Source organism: Chryseobacterium camelliae, from assembly GCF_002770595.1.
Taxonomy (GTDB): Bacteria; Bacteroidota; Bacteroidia; order Flavobacteriales; family Weeksellaceae; genus Chryseobacterium; species Chryseobacterium camelliae.
On the sequence record NZ_CP022986.1, the window covers coordinates 2,136,804 to 2,161,649 of the forward strand.

Sequence of the window (24,846 nt, forward strand, 5' to 3'; positions counted from 1 at the left end):
TAGATTTTAGAAGTCAGATTAAAAACTTCGATTGCAAATGTACAATTCTAATTTTTAAGTCTGACTTCCAATTTCTATATTTTAGTTAATATCTTCGAATTCTTTTCTGGAGCCTACGATGACGTTCTGGTATTCCTTAAGACCTGTACCTGCAGGGATTCTGTGCCCTACAATTACATTTTCCTTAAGACCGTTCAGTTCATCTACCTTACCGGCAACCGCTGCTTCGTTAAGCACTTTTGTGGTTTCCTGGAAGGATGCTGCAGACATGAAAGACTTCGTCTGAAGTGCTGCTCTCGTGATCCCCTGTAATACAGGTGTCGCCGTAGCAGGCAAAGCTTCTCTTACTTCAACCAAAGCCTGGTCTTCACGCTTCAGTTTCGAGTTTTCGTCTCTCAGTTCTCTTGCCGTGATCATCTGACCCGGCTTGAATACTTTGGAGTCTCCTGCCTCTACTACGACCTTCAGTCCGAATACCCTGTTATTTTCTTCCAGGAAGTCGTATTTATGCTCAAGGGCTCCTTCAAGGAACTGGGTGTCTCCACCGTCAACGATCGATACTTTGGTCATCATCTGTCTTACGATGATTTCAAAGTGCTTGTCGTCAATTTTTACCCCCTGAAGACGGTATACTTCCTGAATTTCATTCACCAGGTATTCCTGAACCGCTGTAGGGCCTTTGATTCTTAAGATATCATCCGGAGTAATGGATCCGTCAGAAAGTGGTGAACCAGCTCTCACGAAGTCATTCTCCTGAACCAGGATCTGGTTGGAAAGTTTTACCAGGTAAATCTTTCTTTCCCCTGTTTTGGCCTCAACGATCAATTCACGGTTACCTCTCTTGATTTTACCGTACGATACTACCCCGTCGATTTCAGTAACCACTGCCGGATTGGAAGGGTTTCTTGCTTCGAACAATTCGGTAACTCTTGGAAGACCCCCTGTAATATCCCCTGCTTTTGCAGATTTTCTAGGGATCTTGATCAGGATTTTTCCTGCTTTGATCTTCTCACCGTCATTAACCATCAAGTGGGCACCTACCGGTAAGTTGTATGATTTCTGCTCCACTCCTTTAGAATCTACTACTCTTAAGGTAGGAACGGCTTTCTTATTTCTGGATTCAGAAATAACTTTCTCTTCGAAACCGGTTTGTTCATCGATTTCCAGCTGGAAGGAAATACCCTGGATGATGTCCTCGTATTCTACCTTACCGGATGTCTCTGCAATGATTACCGCGTTATACGGATCCCACTTACAGATTACATCTCCCTTCTTCACTTTATCACCCGGCTTCACTGCCAATACGGAACCGTAAGGAACGTTGGCTACCATTAATGGAGTTCTTGCTTCGTTATCCGCAACCAACCTGAATTCTGTTGAACGCGATACCACTACCTCAGCAGTGTTTCCGTTTTCATCTTCAGAAGTAATGGTCCTTACTTCATCCATTTCAACGATACCGTCTCTTCTGGCTATGATGGATGGGTTCTCAGATACGTTTCCTGCAGTACCCCCCTGGTGGAAGGTTCTCAGCGTAAGCTGTGTACCCGGTTCCCCGATGGATTGTGCAGCAATTACTCCTACCGCTTCACCCATATGGATCATTTTACCTGTGGCCAGGTTTCTACCGTAACATTTTGCACAGATTCCTTTTTTCGCTTCACAGGTTAATGGAGAACGTACTTCAACGGCTTCCAGACCTGCTTCCTCGATTCTTTTCGCAACCGCTTCAATGATTACCTGATCTGCTTCAGCAATCAGCTCGTCAGTTTCAGGGTCATAGATGTTGTGAAGGGATACCCTACCTAAAATTCTTTCAGAGATTTTCTCAACGATCTCGTCATTCTTTTTAAGAGCGGTAACTTCTGTTCCTCTTAGCGTACCACAGTCGTTATCGGTAACGATAACATCCTGTGCAACATCTACCAGCCTTCTCGTCAGGTAACCGGCATCCGCCGTCTTAAGAGCGGTATCCGCAAGACCTTTACGAGCACCGTGGGTGGAGATGAAGTACTCAAGGATCGAAAGACCTTCTTTAAAGTTTGCTACAATCGGGTTCTCGATGATCTCTGCTCCGGTAGATCCGGCTTTCTGCGGTTTTGCCATCAATCCCCTCATTCCGGATAACTGACGGATCTGTTCTTTTGAACCCCTCGCCCCGGAATCAAGCATCATATACACTGAGTTGAATCCACCCTGATCGGATTTCATCCTGCTCATGATCATTTCAGTCAATCCGGCGTTGGTGTTCGTCCAAACGTCGATTACCTGGTTGTAACGTTCCGTATCGGTGATAAGACCCATGTTATAGTTGGCTCTGATCTCATCCACATTCTCTACCGCCTGGGCAATCATCTGCTTTTTCTCTACCGGTACCACAATATCACCCAGTGAGAAGGAAAGACCTCCTTTGAATGCATTGGAATACCCAAGGTTCTTCATATCATCCAGGAACTTCACTGTAGTAGGGAAGTCTGTATCTGCAAGGATTTTACCGATAACGTTTCTTAATGACTTCTTGGTAAGAAGCTCATTGATATAGCCTACTTTCTTAGGTACAATCTGGTTGAACAGGATTCTACCAACAGAAGTTTCAATTAATCTTGTTACGAGTTCTCCGTCTTCTTTAACCGGCAGTCGGCATCTTACCTTAGCATTTAAAGATACTCTTCCTTCTGCATAAGCGATTTCCGCTTCTTCCGGAGAATAGAATGCAAGGCCTTCACCTTTTACTTTGTAATCATCCGTAGAGCTGGCTTCTTTGGTCATGAAATAAAGACCAAGAACCATGTCCTGAGAAGGTACCGTAATTGGGGAACCGTTCGCCGGGTTAAGGATGTTCTGAGAACCTAACATCAGTAACTGTGCTTCAAGGATCGCTTCAGGGCCCAGTGGTAAGTGTACCGCCATCTGGTCACCATCGAAATCCGCGTTGAATGCCGTGGTTACCAACGGGTGAAGCTGGATCGCTTTCCCTTCGATCATTTTAGGCTGGAATGCCTGGATCCCCAGTCTGTGAAGTGTAGGTGCCCTGTTCAGAAGAACCGGGTGGCCTTTCATCACATTTTCAAGGATATCATATACTACAGGCTCTTTCCTGTCGATGATTCTCTTAGCTGATTTTACGGTTTTTACAATTCCTCTTTCAATCAGTTTTCTGATGATGAACGGTTTGTACAGTTCCGCTGCCATGTCTTTAGGGATACCGCATTCGTGCAGCTGTAAGTTTGGACCTACAACAATTACCGAACGCGCAGAGTAGTCTACCCTTTTTCCTAACAAGTTCTGACGGAAACGTCCCTGCTTACCTTTTAATGAATCCGAAAGGGATTTCAGCGGTCTGTTGGATTCAGATTTTACAGCAGAAGATTTTCTGGTGTTATCGAATAATGAATCTACAGATTCCTGAAGCATACGCTTCTCGTTTCTCAGGATTACTTCCGGAGCTTTGATCTCTAACAGTCTCTTAAGACGGTTATTCCTGATAATCACCCTTCTGTAAAGGTCATTAAGGTCAGAAGTTGCGAAACGTCCTCCATCCAAAGGAACCAATGGTCTCAGTTCCGGCGGGATTACAGGAAGCACACGCATGATCATCCACTCAGGCTTATTGATCATTCTTGTATTGGCACCTCTCAATGCTTCTACAACGTTCAGTCTTTTTAATGCTTCAGTCCTTCTTTGTTTTGAACCTTCGTTGTGTGCTTTGTGCCTTAAATCGAAAGACAGGGCATCAAGATCGATTCTTTTCAAAAGGTCTTCCACAGCTTCAGCACCCATTCTGGCGATGAATTTGTTCGGATCTGAATCATCAAGATACTGGTTTTCTACCGGAAGGGTTTCCATGATATCCAGGTACTCTTCTTCAGTAAGGAATTCCATGTCCTCAAAATCAGAACCGTCCAGTTTTTTAGCAATACCCTGCTGGATCACCACATATCTTTCGTAGTAGATGATCATATCCAGCTTTTTGGAAGGCAATCCTAAAAGGTACCCGATCTTGTTCGGTAAAGAACGGAAATACCAGATGTGTGCGATAGGAACGACAAGGTTGATGTGCCCGATCCTTTCTCTTCTTACCTTTTTCTCAGTAACTTCCACTCCACAACGGTCACAAACGATCCCTTTGTAACGGATCCTCTTGTATTTACCACAGGCACACTCATAATCCTTTACAGGACCGAAGATTTTTTCACAGAATAACCCGTCTCTTTCAGGCTTGTGCGTTCTGTAGTTTATGGTTTCAGGTTTTAAAACCTCCCCTCTCGATTCCTGAAGAATGGATTCGGGTGAGGCCAAACCGATTGAAATTTTATTAAATCTACTTGATTTATTTTTATTTGACATTTGTTAGATTTTAAATTTTAGATTTTAGATTTTAGATTAGTTTCCGAATGTTTCCATTCAGCATTTATAATTTAAAATTTAAAATTATTCCTCTAGTCTTACGTCTAATCCAAGACCTTGTAACTCGTGGAGCAATACGTTGAAGGATTCCGGAATACCTGGTTCAGGCATTGCTTCCCCTTTTGCGATCGCTTCGTAAGTTTTGGCTCTTCCAATTACGTCATCCGACTTCACGGTAAGGATTTCCCTAAGGATGTTGGACGCACCGAATGCTTCAAGGGCCCAAACCTCCATCTCTCCGAATCTCTGACCTCCGAACTGTGCCTTACCTCCTAACGGCTGCTGCGTAATCAATGAATACGGACCGATAGAACGTGCGTGCATCTTATCATCAACCATGTGACCCAGCTTCAGCATATAGATAATCCCTACGGTAGCTGCCTGAGTAAACCTCTCTCCGGTACCTCCGTCATACAGATACGTATGTCCGAACTGAGGAAGACCTGCCTTTTCAGTATATTCAGTAATCTGATCAAGCGTTGCCCCGTCAAAGATCGGCGTTGCAAACTTCATTCCCAGCTTCTGACCTGCCCATCCTAAAACGGTTTCGTAGATCTGTCCGATGTTCATACGGGAAGGTACCCCAAGCGGGTTCAGTACGATGTCTACCGGTGTTCCGTCTTCCAGGAACGGCATATCTTCTTCACGAACGATTCTTGAAACGATACCTTTGTTACCGTGACGTCCTGCCATTTTATCCCCAACATTCAGTTTACGTTTCTTAGCGATGTAAACTTTAGCCAGCTTCATGATTCCTGCAGGTAACTCATCCCCGATGGAAATCGCGAACTTCTCACGGTTTTTAACTCCCTGAATGTCGTTAAACTTAATTTTATAGTTGTGGATCAGCTGTTTGATCAATTCGTTTTTATCCGCATCAACCGTCCAGTCTGAACCGCTTACATTGACGTAATCTTCAACTGAAGTCAGTAACTTGTGTGTGAATTTCACTCCTTTACCGATGATCTCCTCATCAAGGTCATTTTTCACACCCTGAGAAGTTTTACCGCTTACCAGCGTATTTAATTTTTCAATTAACGTGTTTCTCAGATCATCAAACTTAGCTTTGTAGGTATTTTCAATTTCTTCAAGCTTCAGTTTTTCTTCAGTTCTCTTCTTTTTATCTTTGATATTTCTGGAGAACAGCTTTTTATTGATCACCACCCCTCTCAGTGAAGAGTCAGCTTTCAATGAAGCATCTTTCACGTCACCGGCTTTGTCACCGAAGATCGCTCTAAGAAGTTTTTCTTCAGGAGTCGGGTCAGATTCCCCTTTCGGAGTGATCTTACCGATCATGATGTCTCCAGGCTTCACTTCAGCACCGATTCTGATCATACCGTTCTCATCAAGATCTTTGGTTGCTTCTTCGGAAACGTTAGGAATATCCGCAGTCAGTTCTTCCATACCTAATTTGGTATCACGAACCTCAAGAGAATATTCATCTACGTGGATGGAAGTAAACCAGTCTTCACGAACAACTTTTTCGTTGATTACGATCGCATCCTCGAAGTTGTATCCTTTCCAAGGCATGAACGCAACCACAAGGTTTCTACCCAGGGCCAGCTCTCCTTTTTCAGTAGCATACCCGTCGCAAAGCACCTGTCCTTTTTCTACCACATCACCTACTCTAACGTTTGGTCTCAGGGTAATGGTAGTACTCTGGTTGGTTTTTCTGAACTTGGTCAGGTTATATGTTTTGGTAGCAGATTCGAACTGTACTAAATCCTCATCTTCGCTTCTTTCATATTTAATCGTGATCTTATCGGCATCCACATACTCTACGGTACCGGTACCTTCAGCATTGATCAGGATTCTTGAATCCCTTGCCACCTGCTGCTCAAGCCCTGTACCTACGATCGGAGCCTGTGGCTTCAATAACGGAACGGCCTGACGCATCATGTTGGATCCCATCAATGCACGGTTCGCATCATCATGTTCCAGGAACGGAATCAATGAAGCGGAAATACCGGAGATCTGGTTCGGTGCTACGTCGATAAGGTCAACCTGGCTAGGCTCTACTACCGGATAGTCACCATCCAGCCTTGCAATGATCCTGTCTGTTTCGAATTCACCGTTATCGCTCAGCTCAACGTTTGCCTGAGCAATTACTTTCTCTTCTTCGTCCTCTGCATTCAGATAGATTGGATCAGAATTAAGATCGATTTTGCTGTTTTCTACTTTCCTGTATGGAGTTTCGATGAAACCAAGTCTGTTGATTTTTGCATAAATCCCTAATGAAGAGATCAAACCGATGTTTGGTCCTTCCGGAGTTTCAATCGGACAAATTCTTCCATAGTGGGTATGGTGAACGTCACGTACCTCGAAACCTGCTCTTTCTCTTGATAAACCACCAGGTCCCAGTGCAGAAAGTCTACGCTTGTGCGTGATTTCTGAAAGCGGATTGGTTTGGTCCATGAACTGAGAAAGCTGGTTGGTCCCAAAGAACGAGTTGATCACCGATGTTAATGTCTTCGCATTAACAAGATCCAGCGGAGTAAAGATTTCGTTATCTCTAACGTTCATTCTTTCCTTGATGGTTCTTGCAATTCTTGAAAGACCTACACCAAACTGTCCTGCCAATTGCTCACCTACAGTCTTAATTCTCCTGTTGGATAAGTGGTCAATATCATCAACGTCAGTTTTTGAATTTACCAGCTCGATCAGGTGTCTTACAATTGCGATGATATCTTCTTTGGTAAGAACTTCAGTCGTTGTAGGAATGTTCAGACTTAATTTTTTATTCAGTCGGTAACGTCCTACTTCCCCTAATGAGTATCTCTGCTCGGAGAAGAATAATTTCTCAATGATTCCTCTTGCCGTTTCCTCATCTGGCGGATCTGCATTTCTTAACTGACGGTAGATATATTCTACCGCTTCTTTTTCAGAGTTGGTAGGGTCTTTCTGTAATGTATTCTGGATAATAGAGAATTCATTGCTGTTTTCTTTGTGAATCAGGATTGACTTCACACCGGCATCCAGGATCAGGTCAAGATGTTCTTTTTCAAGAATAGTTTCCCTGTCTAAGATGATTTCGTTTCTTTCGATAGAAACCACCTCCCCTGTATCTTCGTCTACAAAGTCTTCGAACCATGTGTTCAGTACTCTCGCAGCCAATGTTCTTCCTTCTACTTTTTTCAGGGCAGCTTTAGAAACTTTCACTTCTTCAGCAAGGTCGAAGATCTGAAGGATATCCTTATCAGATTCATAACCGATCGCTCTTAGTAAAGTAGTTAAAGGTAATTTTTTCTTACGGTCGATATACGCGTACATTACGCTGTTGATATCGGTAGTGAATTCCATCCAAGATCCTTTAAAAGGAATGATTCTTGAATAGTATAATTTGGTTCCGTTAGCGTGGTAGGTCTGTCCGAAGAATACACCAGGTGAACGGTGTAACTGCGTAACGATAACCCTCTCAGCACCATTGATGATGAAAGAACCACTAGGCGTCATGTAAGGAACCGGTCCTAAATATACATCCTGCACCACGGTCTGAAAATCTTCGTGCTCAGGGTCTGTACAATATAATTTAAGTCTTGCTTTCAAAGGCACTGAATATGTCAGTCCTCTTTCCACACATTCGTCGATGGAATATCGTGGTGAATCTACCAGGTAATCCAGGAACTCCAGTACAAACTGGTTTCTGGAATCTGTAATAGGGAAGTTTTCCTGAAAAGTCTTGTAAAGACCTTCACTTCTCCTGTCTTCAGGAAGGGTATCCAGCTGGAAAAACTCTTTAAAAGACTCGATCTGGATGTCCAGGAAGTCCGGAGTGATAATTTTTCCTTTCGCTGATGAGAAATTGATTCTCGGATTTCCCTGAGTTGTTGTTTTTGTTTTACTCATAAAACTTTTAAGAAAGGGTTAAAAAATATTTTGATTCATTAAAAAATATCAGAAAAGAACGGAAAGCAAGGTTCAAGCAATTAAGGCAAAAGTGTTTTTGGCGCTCACAGAAAACCTTAGGCTGTTTACTTTGCATCGGTTCTTTCTAACTGCAACACTGGTATATCTTTTCACAGCGTAATGCAAAATATTTTTATTACTTTTGAAGCTGTAATATCCTGCAACCATAAATACGAAAGCCCTTCCATCTTAATGAAAGAGTCTGGGTGTTAGTATTTTAAAGGTTTACAATCAATTATTCGCGCCAAAAGAGTTAGCAAAGATACAAAATATTTTCAGGATACACAAACAAAGTACTTCAATATAAAGAAGTTAAAGTTAGTTAATGACCAAATACGACAAAAGCCATCCTTTCCGGATGGCTTTTGCATATCAATTATACATACTGAATATATGGTCTTATTTCACCAGCACTTTATAGGATTTTACGGCTGATCGGGTTTCTACCTTAATGATATAAAGTCCCGCAGGCAAAGCATTGGCAATTTCCACATTGCCTTTGAACTGGCCGCTCTTAATCAGCTGCCCCTGAGCGGAGAACACACTATATGTTCCTTGCTGCTGAGATCTTATGGTAAGGCTTTCACCGGATCTTACCGGGTTAGGGTAAATCTTAATATCATCAGCTGCTGCAGTGACACCTGCATCCAGAGCTTTGGATGTCTTCATCTGGGCATTTTTAGCCTGTACTGCATAAGGAGACAGCGGAGAATCCGGTGCACCTCTCTGTACAAGATCTGTATCTACCACAGCCTGGATGCCATCTTTATCCTGATCATTGATCCTGGAAATAAATCCGCCGCCAAGATCATCGAGATCACTCTTACCGATTGCATACAGATCATAATCTGAACCGTTGGAAGTAAGATCCAGGAAGTCCGGCTTATCGTCTCCATCTGTATTTTTAATCGGATACTTCATTATGCCTGAATCCGGAGATGTTTCCAGGATATCAGCAATACCGTTTTGACCTACGGCTACATTAGCATCAATAACACCATTACGGTCTGCATCGATCTGATCGATAACCGAAACAGGAATGCCTGCTTCAAACAGATCCAGTATACCGTCATTATCGGAATCCAGGTCACGGTAGTTCGGAACGGAATCGCCAAGCACAGGAACCAGCAAAATATCTCCTTCCGCATCATCATCTTCATATTTTCCATTTGCGTCCGCATCCTCTATTGAATCCGGAATACCATCGTTATCGGAATCCAGGTCGCAGGCATCTACAATTCCGTCTCCATCGGTATCCAGAACCGGAGACTTGTCACTGACCACTGTACAGCCTTCAGCACAATCCGGGATACCATTTCCGTTGTTATCAATGCTGTCATTGCCGTTCGGGCACTGATCAAAGCAGTTCGGAACACCGTCATTGTCATCATCCCGGCTCGCAAAAGCATTGTAGATATTGTAACTCTGAGGAATACGCAGTGCACTTCCACTCTTAAACGTAATCTTCATCCTGTTAAAAGGCTTGGTTGACTTCCCGCCTACATAAAACTTATTGGAATCTACAGTAAAGAAGTTTCCGCTGAAAAGGCTTCCGGCACCGGTAAAGGTTTCCGTCACGGTATTGCCGTTGTAAAAAGTCACCGTAATATTTTCTAAAACACTGATCCCGATCAGGTTCCCTGCTTTTTCAAGCGTGAATCCGGCATACGTATTGGCAGGCAGCATGGTGCTGGTACTCACGGTAGCATATGCGGAGAAAATACTGAACAGGGAGGCTGCCGGCACAGTAGCCGTTGCATAATTGGACGGGTTATTGTCCACAATAGCTTCCGGGTTGGTCAGTTTCGCTACGATAATTCCTAAAAAGCCAGGTCCTGATGTCCAGTTGTTCCCGGTCACAATATTTCCTGTAATAGCGGAACCACTGGTCTGGATCTTATCATTACATTCGCAGGTTACAGGCTCTTCAAAGGCATAATATACTTTCAGCGCCCCAAAATTGACACCGGCCGTCTGGGTTATTTTCAAACGCACTTCATTAAACGGCTTGGTCGTGGTAACCGTCACTTTCTACTTACCTGTACCGAAACCAAGAACTTTGATATTAATCAGTCCTCCGCCATCTAACAGGGTTTTTGAATCCTGAAGCTGGCCGTACAGATAGGTTTCAATGGTAATATTTTTCAGGAACTCGGCGCTGACCAATTTTCCTTCATCATCAGGTGAGATTACAAATCCTGCCCTGTTCCCGGCAGGATACACCTGATTTTTATCCAGCACCCCAATAGAATACGATCCCAATACTCCTGCAGGAAGCACAATAGATCCATAAGAATTCTTGTCACCGTCACCAATTCTTTCCCTGTTCTGCACGGATGAAAGCGGAGCAATAAAACTGCTGCTTGCGGAAATGTTTCCGTCTACCCCGCTACCGGCAATGATATCATCACAGATCCCGTTATTATCCACAGGAACCTTGGCAGGATCAAATGCAAAGGCATAATACACGTTGAGCGCACTGAACAGTGACAGCACATTGGTCTGATACAGCCTTACTTCATTGAAGTCTTTCGTTGTCTTAAAATGCAGGAAAACCCGGTTTTTACTTCCGCCGAAAGCAGGTACGGAAAGCAGGGTACCGCTGGTAGTGCTTTCCTGGACGACTCCGTTTTTATACGTGCTAATCCTTAAGGAACTCAAAAGGTCAAGCGTGAAAAAACTGGTTCCCAGATCCACATTGAAGCCGGTAATATATCCCGCAGGATAAACTGTATTGTTATTTTTAACGGAAATCCCGTTTCCGCTGACAACGGATATAAAGTTTCCTAAGTTAACATTGTTATTAAGGTCTGCATCAACGACTGCGTTCATGTTCCCGTTATAACATGCTAAACAAATCCCTGAGTTATTGACAGGTTTTGCTTCTACTCCCAATCCACGGATGGGCTCATACCCTTGCTGTGAAAATACTGTTGCCGACATCAGGAATGCCATGAGCATTGCCGAGAGTCTCTCAAATAATTTTTTTGTCATTGTGTTGTATTTTTATTTAAAATTGTGTTTGAATTAAAGCGTCTGCCAGGCGAAAGCACCGGCTCCGGTCTGTTTGCAGCCTACGAAACTTCCCGTATTTCCTGACAGTTCATAAATAATGGTTCCTGCATTGGATGCATCACAGGTTGGTCTTGTACTGGCTTTGATAAGGATGGCTTTGCTCACTTCAAGATCAGCAAAATTATTTGCGCTGGGAACCATATTCACCCCTACATCGGTAATGAAACTCCCTACAGCACCCTGGCCGGAAAAAACATGTGCTGTATTTCCATATACGGACTGGCTTGCAGATGCCTGTGCAGAAAACCCTAATGCCAGTGCATAACTGCCGCTGGCTGTAGCATTGGCCCCAAACGCTACTGTATTGGTGGTTGCGGTATTTCCGCTCCCCACAATAATCCCGCCGCTGTTGGTATTTGCATTTCCGAACGTGATCCCCGATGAATTGACAAGATCATTCCCGTTTCCGAAGATCAGGGTAGTGGCACCGGTAGCAGTATTGCTGTTCCCGATTACTTTGGCACCGTTGGCTACCGTATTTTTCATGCCGATGGCTACTCCAGGAAAATTAGCTGCCTGTGCAGACACGGTATTATCCCTTCCTAAAGCAATATTGGAAGAAGTGGTATTCCCAAGAACGTTATTGGATCCCCAGGTAAAAGAGGCATACGGTCCGGAGGTATTCGCATTCCCCCCCTGGAAATTCCCGTTGGAATCCAGGATCCCTTTCACATTTTTTTTGGTAGCGAGAATGAGTTTCTGGTCATCTGCCGTACCCAGGTAATTCCCGGATGTAATGTCTGTTCCCAGTGTAGCTGCGGCAGGAGAAGTCCCTGTATTTCCAGTGGTATGCCAGTCTGCCCCGAACTGCGACCACTTGGAACCGTCAAAATAGTAGTAGCCTGCGGATAAAACACCGGCAGTCTGGCCGCCGGGATTGCTGTCTGCTGCCGTTACATATACGATAGCCCCGGTCTGCGAACCGGTATAGGTTTTCTGCCTCAGTTGGTCACCTGAAAGCCTCGGGGCAATAACCCCATCTAACTTTGTTGTTACGGACGGAAAGCCTACCACATCAAGGGTAGCCTGAGGATCCGATGTATTGATGCCCACTTGTGCGCACGCCCAGATACTCAAAGACAATGCAGCAATTGTAAATAATTTGTTTTTCATTTCTAATGATATTTGTTGTTTTTATATTCATTCCAAGCCACGCATTGAACCTGTTCTTCCTTTTTTGGGAAAAACAGTAGTAAGACGTTAATGTTAGGTGGTAGAAATAAAGGTGGTATTACCTGGGACCAGTGAGGGGCCGGTTCCGGGTTTCAGGTATTGCAATTATACCCAAACAGGCAAAGCTGAAAGCTGTGGCAATGGCAACTTCAGAAAAGCCCTGTGATTAAAATATCCGGTTGTTTCAGATGGACATTCAGCATACAAAGGCATTGCAGAAGATTCCGGACCATGATCAGAGGAAAATTCCAGATGCATGTTTATACCTGAATGATCAGCATTGCTGTAAAAAAAAGGATATGACAGTTCCTGGTTAACATGGTTCCGGATATCAGTAAAGACATACCGTGATACTGAAAACAGGCTGTACGTGTTCCGGCTTTTTGGGTGCGAAATGCCAGGCCGTACAGAACAGGAAAATAATGGATTAACCCATTGAAACAATGGTAAGGGATTCAGACGTGTACTTCCTGTATTCAGCGCAGTAAGCATTCCTATTGGACAGAACGCAATATGGCTGTAGGAAAGAAAATAGTTTCTTTTCAATGTGTGTGTTTTTGTAATGACAAATATAGTAAATTTTCAATAAAAAAAATATTTTAACAATATTTTTTTACAAAATCATTTATTAAAAAATAAAATAATCAATAAACAATAGCTAAAAATATCAACTCAATAAAAATAATAAATTATTAATTATTATTTCGTATAGATATTTATTTATACTTATTTATAAAAATTAAGATTATTATTTTACCTACCACAAAAAAGAAGTATTATTCTTTTATTCAGTACTTTATGCCATGCCGATATCAGTAGTCATATAACAAATTTTAATGTTTCACTGACAATCGGGCTTTTTTTCATTGTAGAAGAACCGGACCTGATCCGTAGGTGAGTCCCAGTCTGGAATATGATGCCGGAAACTGTCACGAAAGGATTGATCAACTGAATTGTTAGCGGAAGCCTGGATAAGGATCGGACCATTTTCCTGCAGGGCTCCGGCGGACCTGTCGGAAGGCATAACCAATGCAATATGCCCGGGCTTGTGCCTGTCCGGGTTCTGGGCACAGGCCACGACGATATATCCCTGATCAGCCATCTTCTGAGCTTCATACAGTACGTTATGTTCTATGAGATGCCATCCGGCACTTCCTGCATCCTTTGAATTCAGCCAGCTGTACTGTGCATTGGCCAGCAGTTCCTGGCGGTGTTCAGGCGGCCTGAGAATGTAAATTCCCAGCCGTTCACAGGCTGCCGCTACAAATGCGCTACAGTGGGTCCGGATTCCTGAAACAGCATCCGGATCATCCGGTACGCCGGTCTGCCAGTCGATATGCTGTCCGGACAGCCATTTATGAAGGACATCCATGTTCAGATAAAAAGACTTCAGCTTTTGTCCGCAGGAAGATACATGCAAACTATCCTGTGCGTACAGCAGTCCTGCAATAAGGAACATCGTTAGTAACAAACTTTTTCTCATGAATGGTATGAATACTGGTAAGATGGGAGATCCGTACATAAGTTAAGCGTCAAATCGCTTTCATTGCATATTTACCTGCTTACGGTTCTATACAAAAAGAGCTGCCCTGAATCAGGGCAGCTCTTATATGTATCAAGTGAATGAATTATTTCAATTCTACTTCAGCACCAGCTTCTTCAAGTTGCTTCTTAAGAGCTTCAGCTTCGTCTTTAGAGATTCCTTGCTTGATAGCAGCAGGAGCTCCGTCTACGATATCTTTAGCTTCTTTAAGACCAGCACCAGTTAAATCTTTTACCAATTTAACGATAGCTAATTTAGAAGCACCTGCAGACTTAAGAATTACGTCGAATTCAGTCTTTTCTTCAGCAGCTTCACCAGCACCAGGACCAGCCATTACTACTGCAGCAGCAGCAGGCTCAATTCCGTACTCATCCTTAAGGATAGCAGCTAATTCGTTTACGTCTTTTACAGTTAGGTTTACTAGCGTTTCAGCTAAATTTTTTAAATCTGACATTGTTGTAATGTTTGTTGTTGATTATTTATTTAATTTCTTGAGTGTCATTATTCAGCAGCAGGAGTTTCTCCTTCTGCAGCAGCTTCCGGAGCTTCGGTAGCTGGGGCTTCTTCCTGAGCAGGAGCCGCTTCTTCAGCGTTTGCTTCTGCAGATTCAGATTTGTTTTGAAGAGCAGAAACCACTCTCTGGATTGGAGACTGAAGTAATCCGATGATTTCACCGATCATTTCTTCTCTTGACTTGATGTTGGCAAGTGCCGTTAGGTTTTCGTCACCAACATAGAAAGTTTCCTGAAGGTAAGCAGCCTTAAGAGCTGGCTTTTCTTCTTTCTTTCTGAATCCCTGGATTAGTTTTGCAGGAGCGTTTGCCGTCTCGGAAATCATCAAAGCTGAGTTTCCTTTGAAAGCTTCAAACATTTCAGAGTAATCTACTCCTTCCATTTGCTCCATAGCCTTCTGTAAAAGGGTATTTTTAACCACTTTTACTTTGATATTCTGCTTGAAAGCCTGTCTTCTGAAGTCTGATGCCTTAGCAGCATTCAATCCTTCAAGGTCTGCAACATATACTACTTTAGCATCCTGAAGCAAATCTTTGATCTCTTGTATCGCTACAACTTTTTGGTCTTTTGTCATTGTCTTAAGGATTTAGTATTAGTTAACAGATTTAGTATCGATTGCAATACCAGGACTCATGGTAGAAGACAAATAGATGCTCTTTACATAAGTACCTTTAGCGGCAGTCGGCTTCATTTTGATCAGTGTAGAGATTAATTCCTGAGCATTTTCCTTGATTTTGGCAGCATCGAAAGATACTTTACCGATACCAGCGTGGATAATACCGTATTTGTCTACTTTAAAATCAATTTTACCAGCTTTAACTTCCGTTACTGCTTTACCGATTTCCATGGTAACGGTACCCGATTTAGGGTTCGGCATAAGACCTCTTGGTCCTAATACTCTACCTAATGGTCCCAGTTTACCCATTACAGCCGGCATAGTAACGATAACGTCAACATCTGTCCAGCCTTCTTTTATTTTCTGTAAGTATTCGTCTAAACCTACGTAATCTGCCCCTGCTTCTTTCGCTTCAGCTTCTTTATCCGGAGTTACCAATGCCAATACTTTAACATCTTTACCGGTACCGTGAGGAAGGGATACTACACCTCTTACCATCTGGTTAGCTTTTCTCGGGTCTACCCCAAGTCGTACCGCGATATCTACAGAAGCATCAAACTTTGCCGTGTTCACCTCTTTTACAAGAGCAGAACCTTCTTCAAGGTTATAGATTCTTCCTTTTTCTACTTTGCTTAAAGCTTCCTTTTGTTTTTTAGTCAATTTTGCCATTTCTCTAAGTTTTAAGCGTTAAAAGTTGGTTTAGTTCCTGTTACTCTTAATCCCATCGATCTGGCAGTACCTGCAACCATAGAAACGGCAGAATCCATTGTGAAGCAGTTAAGGTCAGTCATTTTATCTTCAGCGATTTTCTTCACCTGTTCCCAAGATACAGAACCTACTTTGTTTCTGTTCGGTTCACCGGATCCTCCTTTGATCTTAGCTGCATCCATTAACTGAATTGCTGCAGGTGGGGTTTTAATTACGAATTCAAAAGATTTGTCCTCGTATACTGTAATTACTACAGGTAAAACCTGACCTGGCTTGTCCTGGGTTCTTCCGTTAAATTGCTTACAAAACTCCATGATGTTCACACCTGCAGAACCCAATGCTGGACCTACTGGTGGAGAAGGGTTAGCTGCGCCACCTTTCACCTGAAGCTTTACCATTTTAAAGACTTTTTTAGCCATTGTTTGTTTTTTAAATTTGAATAATGAATGAATTTGGAAGCATTATTATTCAGCAGGTTATCCATTCTCACATTAGATAAGCCTGCTTTTCGGATTGCAAAAGTATAAAATATTTTTCAATTAGCAAATTAATCAGCTGATTTTATTTGTGTTGACTTTAAAAAATACGAACCCATCCATAAAGCAATGACAGAAGTCTGGACCCATTCAAAGTCCAGCTTGAACCTGATGTTTGCCGCATGGCCGATGAGATACGGAAAGGTAAACCCGGCAAAGACCAGTATAAGCAGAAAAAAAAGCATTCTGTTTCTACGGAAGAAATATACCAGGCTGATCAGCAATGCGATATTGAGGATCATGACATACAGTTTCCTGCCTATCACAACGGACAGGCTGTTATCGTCAAAGTATTTTTTAGGGACAAACCACAGGCTGATGATATTATTTACTGCTTTTTTAACCGGTGCCCAATGATCTTTCCGGATAATCTTTTCTACCTCACTCCTGTAAATACCTTCATCTTCAAACTCATTGTGCTGACTGATCCGGGCAAAAGTTTCTTTTTTATGCTGTTCCGAAACGAAGCTGTAGTCTAATATCTGGTAATCCGGAATATAGCCAAGGTACATGTTCTGCCATACCGGTGATTTGCTGAGTATCACTGTATCAAAAGTGATGTAATTCCGGATGACCCAGGGAGCATAACACAGCGCTGACAGTGAAACCACAACCATAATCTTCGGAAGGGATATTTTACGGCTGACTAAAAGAACCACCCCCAGCAATGCCATAACAGGAACAGCTACAACCTGGGTTAATGCTACGATGGCGGTCAGCATTGAAAATATAATAAGGCCTCTGTTGGAAACACCTTTTCTCCAGATGACAGAATATATATATATCCAACCGATGAAAAGCGGCAGGAAGATATTGGTCGCTTCCATGATATTGGAATAGTAGAAATATGACGGTGAAAAAATAAAAAAATAAGCAGCCATAAATCCCGCTTCTTTTGATCTGAAATTCTGAAAGATCCCGATGAGCAGCACAGGAATCAGGAAATAAAAAAGATGTTGCGTGATGATGATCCAGACTGTTGCGGGACCTGTCCCGAAGACCTTTATATAAGCGCTCAGGAAAAGAGGATATACGGGAAGCTTGTAGGCAGAACTGCCAAACCTCATATCCATGGCATACTTTCCATAAGCAGCGATGTTTTCAGCGATGGACCAGTCTTCAAAATGCTCCGCCTTAAAACCGGACTTTGCTGAGAAGACAACCTTCAGGATAAAAATCATCACATTACAGACAAGGAAAAATTTCCATTCCAGGATTTTTTTTATGAATGGTCTTACTGAAGTGCTTTTCATAGGCAAATGTGCATGGGTGGATACAAAAATAAAAAAAGGCAGACAAAAGTCTACCTTACTATATGGAGTGTTTTTTTACTATACTTTTTCTACCTGCATGTAGCTGAGTTCCATTGGTGTTTTTCTTCCGAAAATCAATACTGAAACTTCAATTTTCTTTTTGTCTTCAAGAATTTTCTCAACCGTACCGTTGAATCCGTTGAACGGACCGTCGATTACTTTTACATTCTCTCCGACTACGTAAGGAATTTCCACATCGCTGGCAAATTCGGAAAGTTCGTCCATTCTTCCCAGCATCCTGTTCACTTCAGATTTTCTCATCGGAACCGGATCCCCTCCTTTGGTTAAACTTAAGAAAGAAATAACACCCGGAATATTTTTAATGATGTGAGGAATCTCTCCCATAAGGTCAGCTTCCACCATGAGGTATCCAGGATAATAAGGTCTCTCTTTAGGAACTTTTTTACCGTTTCTTAACTGAATTACCTTTTCCATAGGAATAACCACCTGAGTAACGTACTGCTCAAAGCCTAAACGCTTGATTTCCGCCTCAATGTAGTTTTTCACTTTATTTTCCTGTCCGCTGATGGCTTTCAGCACATACCATTTCAATTCGCTCATTATGGGAAAATACTTTTGTTTTTTAGTTGAACAAGTTAATTAGCATTCCTATGATGTTGCTGATTGCTTTAGAAAACAATTCATCAACTCCAAAGGTAAACAATGCCAGAATAACGGTTGCAATAGTCACTACAATAGTAGAAGACTGCAGGTCAGCCCATTTTGGCCATTCAACTTTATGTCTGAATTCGTTATAAGAACCTTTTAAAAAATCGACAAATGAACTCATAATTATTATTTGCACGGGCACAAGGATTCGAACCCTGATCAACGGTTTTGGAGACCGGTATCCTACCATTGGACGATGCCCGTAGATATAAAGCTTCCGCAATTCCTTACGAAAGCTTTATTATTTTTAAGATGATTAATCTAAGATTTCAGTAACCTGACCAGCACCTACTGTTCTACCACCTTCTCTGATCGCGAATCTAAGACCGTCGTTAAGAGCGATTGGTTGTAACAATTCTACAGTGATTGTTAAGTTATCACCAGGCATTACCATTTCTACACCTTCTGGTAAGAAGATCTCACCTGTAACGTCAGTAGTTCTTACGTAGAACTGAGGACGGTATTTGTTGTGGAATGGAGTGTGACGTCCACCTTCTTCTTTAGAAAGGATATAAACCTCAGCTTTGAATTTTTTGTGTGGCTTCACAGAATCTTTCTTAGCGATAACCATACCTCTCTTGATGTCAGTTTTTTCAATACCTCTCAACAATAGACCTACGTTGTCACCAGCTTCACCTCTGTCTAGGATTTTTCTGAACATCTCAACCCCTGTAATTGTAGAAGTTAATTTCTCATCACCCATACCAACGATATCTACCGGATCACCAGTGTTGATAACACCAGCCTCGATTCTACCTGTTGCTACAGTACCTCTACCTGTAATAGAGAATACGTCTTCAATTGGCATCAAGAATGGCTTATCCTGATCTCTTACAGGCTGCTCGATCCAAGTATCAACTGCATCCATCAATTCTTCAACAGTCTTAACCCACTTCTCATCTCCGTTAAGAGCACCAAGAGCAGATCCCTGGATTACTGGAGAGTTATCTCCGTCATATTCGTAAGTAGATAATAAATCTCTAAGTTCTAATTCAACAAGCTCTAAAAGCTCAGCATCATCCACCATATCCACTTTGTTCATGAAAACAACGATTCTTGGTACGTTTACCTGACGGCAAAGAAGGATGTGCTCTCTTGTTTGAGGCATTGGTCCATCAGTTGCAGCACATACTAGGATAGCTCCATCCATCTGAGCAGCACCAGTAACCATGTTTTTTACATAGTCGGCGTGACCTGGACAGTCAACGTGAGCATAGTGTCTGTTTTCAGTTTCGTATTCGATGTGAGCTGTATTAATTGTGATACCTCTTTCTTTTTCTTCTGGAGCAGAGTCAATAGCGGAGAAGTCTTTTTTCTCAGCAAGACCTTTGTTTGCTAATACACTACTGATTGCAGCAGTAAGAGTAGTTTTACCATGGTCAACGTGACCAATAGTACCAATGTTCAAGTGTGGTTTGTTACGATTAAACGTTTCCTTTGCCATGATTTAAAATTATTTATTTATTGTTTATTCAAATTTTCGGTGTGCAAATATAATGAATTTTTAAATACCAAAACCTTTTTAGTGAAAAAATGTTTCAATATTCAAATCCAAAGAAGCACAAACCTGATATTTCAATGTATTGAAGTGCAAATTTACACAATTTTCCCAATTGAAAAAATCTGACCCGTGTTTTTTCTCGTATATCCTTTAAACCCATTAATATAATCGTATGAAAAAACTATCCTACTTCGGTACCATGCTTCTGGCCTCTTTGACTCTGCTATCCTGTAATGATAATGAAGAGGGTACCAATTCACCGGCCTCAAATCCGGGACCTGATCTTATGGTATACGGGATTACCGCCAATAATGAACTGGTTTCCTTCAATGCATCAAACCCGTCCAGCTTTTCTTCCAAAAATACCATTACCGGGATCGGGTCCGGAGAGAAACTGATGAGTGTGGATTTCAGGCCTGCTACAGGAGAACTGTATGCGGTTTCCAATGCGAGTAAGATCTATATCATCAATACCGCTTCGTTTTCGGCAAGAGCCGTGAGCAGTACGGCTTTCAGCCCGGCTGTTTCAGGAAGCATTGTCTCTATTGATTTCAACCCGACGGTTGACCGTATCCGCCTGGTGAGCAATACAGGACAAAACCTTCGGATTAACCCTGAAACCGGTGTTACGGCTGCCACAGACAGCAATATTAACGGATCAGGAATGCCTTCCGTTACCGGTATTGCCTATACCAACAGCAAATCCGGGGCTTCTTCAACAATTTTATATGATATTGATGCGGCATCAGGAAAACTGTTCAAACAGGATCCGCCCAATAACGGAACCTTAGTGGAAGTAGGCAGCCTTGGCTTCACATTCTCAGGACAGGCCGCTTTTGATATCAACCCCGGCAATACCGCTGCTCTGATGGCAGTACAGGCCGGTAATCAGAATATACTGTATACGCTCGACCTTACTTCCGGAAAAGCCTCGAATATCGGGACGCTGCCACAAACGGTCATAGACCTGGCGATCCCTACAGATCCGGTAGCGTATGCCGTAGACAATTCCAACAACCTCCAGATATTTAACCCTAACAATCCTATGCCGGTATCCAAATCCATGACAGGAATGCAGAGCGGCGAAAGTATCGTAGGCATCGATTTCAGGCCTGCGAACGGACAGTTGTATGCGATGGGCAGCTCAAGCAGGATGTATACGGTTAATCTGGGTACGGGAACACTGACTGCCGTAGGATCTTCTGCATTCAGCACGCAGCTTTCCGGAACGGATTTCGGATTTGATTTTAACCCTACCGTAGACAGGATCCGTGTGGTGAGCAACACCGGACAGAATTTAAGGCTGAACCCCAATGACGGAACCATTTCAGCGGTCGACCTGACCATCAATCCGGGAACGCCGGCAGTAAGCGCTGCTGCCTATACCAATAATATAGCAGGGGCTACCGCCACTACCCTCTTCGTGATTGATCACAATACCGATAAACTGTACCAGCAGACTCCTCCCAACAATGGTGTCCTGGTAGAAACCGGTCCACTGGGCATCAATATCAGCAGTGCCAACGGTTTTGATATCGGAAGCATGAGCCAGAAAGCCTACCTGATGGCCACGGTAAACGGTGCCACAAAAATTTACACGGTGAATACGACTACAGGTGCTGCTACAGCAGTATCCGATTACCCTAATTCCGTAAAAGCATTTACCATAGGGCTCGGATTTTAAAGATAAATTTATGTTTTTCTCCTCTAACGAAGAATCCCGGGAACATTACGTTTCCGGGATTCTGTTTATAAAATGAAAGAATAATCAGAGTTGTTGGGATTTTTTGGTCCTGTTAAAGATCCAGAAAATAATCGGGAAGATGAGCAAAGTAAGCACTGTTGCCGTAATCAGCCCTCCGATGATCACAATGGCCAGCGGTTTCTGGGATTCTGAACCGATTCCCGTAGACAATGCTGCCGGCATCAGTCCTATGGAAGCCATCAGGGCGGTCATGATCACAGGTCTGGTCCTGGATTTCACCCCGTTCAGGATGGCCTGGTCCAGATGCAGTCCGTTCTTGACATTCTGATGGAATTCCGTAATCAGGATAACGCCGTTCTGGATACAGATTCCCAGTAAGGCAATCATTCCTACCCCGGCAGAAATCCCGAAGTTGATTCCGGTTACATGCAGGGCAATGATTCCCCCGATCAGCGCAAACGGAACATTCGCCAGCACCAGAAGGGAGTCTTTCATGTTCCCGAACAGGATGAACAGCAGGAAGAAGATTCCCAGGATACTGATGGGCACTACCTGGGTCAGTCTTTTTGAGGCTCTCTGCTGATTTTCAAACTGGCCGGTCCAGCCGACAGAATACCCATCCGGAAGCTCAATTTTTGAGACCGCTTTCTGTGCATCGGCAATAGTGCTTCCCAGATCACGGTCACGGATGGAAAACTTGATCCCGATATACCGTTTGATATCATCCCGGTAAATGAAAGCGGCCCCGTTGTCCTTAACAATCGTGCTGATCTCTTTCAAAGGAATTTTAGACCCGTCCTGTGTAGGAACCATTAATGCCGCGATATCGTTTTCATCTTTCCTGTATTCCTTTTCATACCGGAGGCGGATCGGGAATTTTCTTTCCCCGTCAAACATTTCTGATGCTGTTTTCCCTCCGAATGCCATTTCAAGAACCGACTGTGCATCATCCGGCATGACTCCGTAAGCCGCCATCTTATCCCTGTCCAGCACCACACTTACTTCAGGCTGCCCGATATTTTTGATGATCCCGGCATCCTTCACCCCGTTGATATCTTTTATCTGCTTCAGAACCTCTTCCGCCAGGCGGTCCAGAGTCTGAAGGTTGTCTCCGTAGATCTTGATCCCGTTTTCTGCCTTGAAACCGGCTACGGCTTCAGCCACGTTATCGGAAATCGGCTGGGAATAATTGAACGTGATTCCCTGATAGGACCTCAGCTTTTTATCAATTTCTTCAATCAGCTGCTCATAAGTAATGTGGCGTTTCCATTCTTCCTTAGGTTTAAGGTTGACCGCGAACTGTACAAACCCGAATCCATTGGGGTCGGTACCGTCATTACTTCTTCCCGTCTGTGCCAGTACATCCGTCACTTCAGGGAAACTCCTGATATCCTTTTTCAGGAGGTCGGCAGTTTTCAGGGACTCTTTCAGCGAGGAGCTCATCGGCATTTCTGCGGTGATCCAGAGTGAACCTTCATTCAGCTGCGGTAAGAACTCAGTCCCCAAGAATTTCCCGGAAAATAAGGTTACCGCCAGGAATGACAGGGCAACGATAAGGCTTAATTTTTTATGCTTAAAAGTATAGTTGAATCCTTTGAGCACGATCCTGTCCCAGAAATTTACAAACGGATTGTTCTTTTCCCGTACGTTTTTGTTTAAAAGGATATGTGAAAGGACCGGCACTAGCGTAAGGGTAAAGATCAGGGCTCCCGTTAAAGCAAACCCTAAAGTAAACGCCAATGGTGAGAACATCTTGCCTTCTACTTTCTGGAATGAGAAAATCGGGATCAGGGATGTAATGATGATCAGCTTTGAAAAGAAAATGGCTTTTCCCAATCCGGTCCCGGTCTGTTTGATCCATCCGGCTTTTGCCATCTTATTGAATTTTTCATTTCCGTATTTGTGGGCTTTGTGGTCGAGCATCACAAAAAGCCCTTCCACCATGACGACGGCACCATCGATGATAATTCCGAAATCCACCGCACCTAAAGAAAGCAGATTGGCGCTCATCCCAGCCATCTTCAGGCAGAGGAATGCAAAGAGCAGCGACAACGGAATGATGATGGAAACAATAAGCGTCGTCCTCCAATCGGCCATAAAGATCAGCACGATAACCGTTACCAGCACGATGCCTTCAATCAGGTTGTGCATGACGGTATGGGTTGTGAAGTCCATCAGGTTATCGCGGTCATAGAACGTGACCATCTTCACATCTTTCGGCAGGATTTTTTCGTTGAGTTCCTTGATCTTCGCTTTTACTCCAACCAGTACTTCACGGGGGTTTTCTCCCTTTCTCATCACAACGATCCCTTCTACGGTATCTTCCTGATTGTTCAGTCCGGCCTGCCCTACCCGTGGCATGGAGCTTTCGTGAACATCAGCAACATTTTTCACCAGGACCGGGTTCCCGCTGTCATTCTGTATGGTGATATTGCCGATATCGGCTACGGATTTCACCAGTCCGATTCCACGCACCACATAAGCCTGGCCGTTTTTCTCAATCACATCGCCACCCACATTCAGATTGCTTTTCGTAACGGCATCGTATACCTGTAATGGGGTCAGGTTATATTTATCCAGCGCTCTCGGATCGATGCTCAGCTCAAAGACTTTATCCTGTCCTCCGAAAACATTGATATCGGCTACGCCCGGAACGCCCCTCAGGGCTCGGTCGATCACCCAGTTCTGCAAAGTCAGCAGTTCGCGGGAATCTTTGGTTTTGCTCTGCAGGGTATAACGGAAGATCTCACCGGTCGGTCCGTAAGGCGGCTGAACTTCGGGGTCTACTTCATCGGGAAGGTTAACAGTCCTCAGCTGATTATTCACCTGGTTCCTGGCAAAGGTATCATCCACACCGTCATCAAACAGGATTTTGACAATGGATAAACCGAACATGGTGGTACTCCTTACGCTGGTTTTCTTCTGGACCGGGCTCATGGCAAGCTCAATGGGCGTGGTTACGAAACGTTCCACCTCTTCTGCGCTTCTCCCGTTCCATTGGGTAATGATCACGATCTGGGTATTGGTAACATCCGGGAAAGCTTCAATAGGCATATTTTTAAAGCTGATAAAGCCTGAAACCGCTAAGATGGCCACCCAGATGAATGTGAATGCTTTATTCTTCAGTGAAAAAGCAATGATATTTTTGATGAATTTATTCATGACGGATTGAATTTACGACT

The 24,846-nt window shown here is 43.3% G+C and carries 16 protein-coding genes and 1 tRNA gene; 1 reads left to right on the top strand and 16 read right to left on the bottom strand.

The window, feature by feature from the left end; all coding sequences use genetic code 11:
• Positions 1-81: 81 nt before the first annotated feature.
• The 15 genes from rpoC to tuf form a co-directional block, all read right to left on the bottom strand.
• The gene (gene rpoC, locus CGB83_RS09795) at positions 82-4,347 is read right to left on the bottom strand and encodes a DNA-directed RNA polymerase subunit beta' (protein WP_100075638.1); all 4,266 of its coding nucleotides are present in this window, start codon (positions 4,345-4,347) and stop codon (positions 82-84) included.
• A gap of 84 nt (positions 4,348-4,431) precedes the next feature.
• The gene (gene rpoB, locus CGB83_RS09800; RefSeq protein ID WP_100075639.1) at positions 4,432-8,253 is read right to left on the bottom strand and encodes a DNA-directed RNA polymerase subunit beta; all 3,822 of its coding nucleotides are present in this window, start codon (positions 8,251-8,253) and stop codon (positions 4,432-4,434) included.
• A 459-nt stretch (positions 8,254-8,712) separates the two neighbouring features.
• Positions 8,713-10,302, bottom strand: coding sequence for a T9SS type A sorting domain-containing protein (locus CGB83_RS09805; RefSeq protein ID WP_157761394.1), 1,590 nt, complete (start codon positions 10,300-10,302; stop codon positions 8,713-8,715).
• Between the two features lie 42 nt (positions 10,303-10,344).
• Positions 10,345-11,307, bottom strand: a complete 963-nt coding sequence (locus CGB83_RS09810) for a hypothetical protein (protein WP_157761395.1) — start codon at positions 11,305-11,307, stop codon at positions 10,345-10,347.
• 33 nt (positions 11,308-11,340) lie between these two features.
• Complete coding sequence (locus tag CGB83_RS09815; RefSeq protein ID WP_157761396.1) at positions 11,341-12,501, bottom strand: hypothetical protein; 1,161 nt, start codon at positions 12,499-12,501, stop codon at positions 11,341-11,343.
• A 901-nt stretch (positions 12,502-13,402) separates the two neighbouring features.
• A complete protein-coding gene (locus CGB83_RS09825) occupies positions 13,403-14,044 on the bottom strand; it encodes a hypothetical protein (protein WP_157761397.1) in 642 nt (213 codons plus the stop codon).
• A gap of 145 nt (positions 14,045-14,189) precedes the next feature.
• A complete protein-coding gene (gene rplL, locus CGB83_RS09830) occupies positions 14,190-14,558 on the bottom strand; it encodes a 50S ribosomal protein L7/L12 (protein WP_100075645.1) in 369 nt (122 codons plus the stop codon).
• A gap of 47 nt (positions 14,559-14,605) precedes the next feature.
• Entirely contained in the window at positions 14,606-15,190 is a 585-nt protein-coding gene (gene rplJ / locus CGB83_RS09835; protein ID WP_100075646.1) for a 50S ribosomal protein L10, read from the bottom strand.
• Positions 15,191-15,208: 18 nt separating this feature from the next.
• Complete coding sequence (gene rplA / locus CGB83_RS09840; RefSeq protein WP_100075647.1) at positions 15,209-15,901, bottom strand: 50S ribosomal protein L1; 693 nt, start codon at positions 15,899-15,901, stop codon at positions 15,209-15,211.
• Positions 15,902-15,912: 11 nt separating this feature from the next.
• Positions 15,913-16,359, bottom strand: coding sequence for a 50S ribosomal protein L11 (gene rplK / locus CGB83_RS09845; RefSeq protein WP_100075648.1), 447 nt, complete (start codon positions 16,357-16,359; stop codon positions 15,913-15,915).
• Between the two features lie 128 nt (positions 16,360-16,487).
• Entirely contained in the window at positions 16,488-17,729 is a 1,242-nt protein-coding gene (locus CGB83_RS09850) for a glycosyltransferase family 39 protein (protein ID WP_100075649.1), read from the bottom strand.
• Positions 17,730-17,807: 78 nt separating this feature from the next.
• Positions 17,808-18,350: a transcription termination/antitermination protein NusG gene (gene nusG, locus CGB83_RS09855; protein ID WP_100075650.1), complete on the bottom strand. Its 543-nt coding sequence runs from the start codon at positions 18,348-18,350 to the stop codon at positions 17,808-17,810.
• Between the two features lie 22 nt (positions 18,351-18,372).
• The gene (gene secE / locus CGB83_RS09860) at positions 18,373-18,579 is read right to left on the bottom strand and encodes a preprotein translocase subunit SecE (RefSeq protein ID WP_002976410.1); all 207 of its coding nucleotides are present in this window, start codon (positions 18,577-18,579) and stop codon (positions 18,373-18,375) included.
• A gap of 12 nt (positions 18,580-18,591) precedes the next feature.
• A tRNA-Trp gene (locus tag CGB83_RS09865) sits at positions 18,592-18,662 on the bottom strand.
• Between the two features lie 52 nt (positions 18,663-18,714).
• Positions 18,715-19,902 (bottom strand): elongation factor Tu, encoded by a 1,188-nt coding sequence (gene tuf / locus CGB83_RS09870; protein ID WP_027380911.1) that lies wholly within the window; start codon positions 19,900-19,902, stop codon positions 18,715-18,717.
• Positions 19,903-20,131: 229 nt separating this feature from the next.
• Between tuf and CGB83_RS09875 the strand changes: the two genes are divergently transcribed.
• The gene (locus CGB83_RS09875) at positions 20,132-21,643 is read left to right on the top strand and encodes a DUF4394 domain-containing protein (RefSeq protein WP_100075651.1); all 1,512 of its coding nucleotides are present in this window, start codon (positions 20,132-20,134) and stop codon (positions 21,641-21,643) included.
• Between the two features lie 84 nt (positions 21,644-21,727).
• Here CGB83_RS09875 and CGB83_RS09880 read toward each other — a convergent pair whose 3' ends face one another.
• Positions 21,728-24,826: an efflux RND transporter permease subunit gene (locus tag CGB83_RS09880; RefSeq protein ID WP_100075652.1), complete on the bottom strand. Its 3,099-nt coding sequence runs from the start codon at positions 24,824-24,826 to the stop codon at positions 21,728-21,730.
• Between the last annotated feature and the right edge of the window lie 20 nt (positions 24,827-24,846).

Coding starts and splice junctions, on each gene's coding strand:
- CGB83_RS09880 (WP_100075652.1), bottom strand. CDS start 24,826: ATGAATAAATTCATCAAAAATATCATTGCTTTTTCACTGAAGAATAAA.
- tuf (WP_027380911.1), bottom strand. CDS start 19,902: ATGGCAAAGGAAACGTTTAATCGTAACAAACCACACTTGAACATTGGT.
- secE (WP_002976410.1), bottom strand. CDS start 18,579: ATGAGTTCATTTGTCGATTTTTTAAAAGGTTCTTATAACGAATTCAGA.
- nusG (WP_100075650.1), bottom strand. CDS start 18,350: ATGAGCGAATTGAAATGGTATGTGCTGAAAGCCATCAGCGGACAGGAA.
- CGB83_RS09875 (WP_100075651.1), top strand. CDS start 20,132: ATGAAAAAACTATCCTACTTCGGTACCATGCTTCTGGCCTCTTTGACT.
- CGB83_RS09815 (WP_157761396.1), bottom strand. CDS start 12,501: ATGAAAAACAAATTATTTACAATTGCTGCATTGTCTTTGAGTATCTGG.
- rpoB (WP_100075639.1), bottom strand. CDS start 8,253: ATGAGTAAAACAAAAACAACAACTCAGGGAAATCCGAGAATCAATTTC.
- rplJ (WP_100075646.1), bottom strand. CDS start 15,190: ATGACAAAAGACCAAAAAGTTGTAGCGATACAAGAGATCAAAGATTTG.
- CGB83_RS09850 (WP_100075649.1), bottom strand. CDS start 17,729: ATGAAAAGCACTTCAGTAAGACCATTCATAAAAAAAATCCTGGAATGG.
- rplA (WP_100075647.1), bottom strand. CDS start 15,901: ATGGCAAAATTGACTAAAAAACAAAAGGAAGCTTTAAGCAAAGTAGAA.
- rpoC (WP_100075638.1), bottom strand. CDS start 4,347: ATGTCAAATAAAAATAAATCAAGTAGATTTAATAAAATTTCAATCGGT.
- rplL (WP_100075645.1), bottom strand. CDS start 14,558: ATGTCAGATTTAAAAAATTTAGCTGAAACGCTAGTAAACCTAACTGTA.
- CGB83_RS09810 (WP_157761395.1), bottom strand. CDS start 11,307: ATGACAAAAAAATTATTTGAGAGACTCTCGGCAATGCTCATGGCATTC.
- CGB83_RS09825 (WP_157761397.1), bottom strand. CDS start 14,044: ATGAGAAAAAGTTTGTTACTAACGATGTTCCTTATTGCAGGACTGCTG.
- rplK (WP_100075648.1), bottom strand. CDS start 16,359: ATGGCTAAAAAAGTCTTTAAAATGGTAAAGCTTCAGGTGAAAGGTGGC.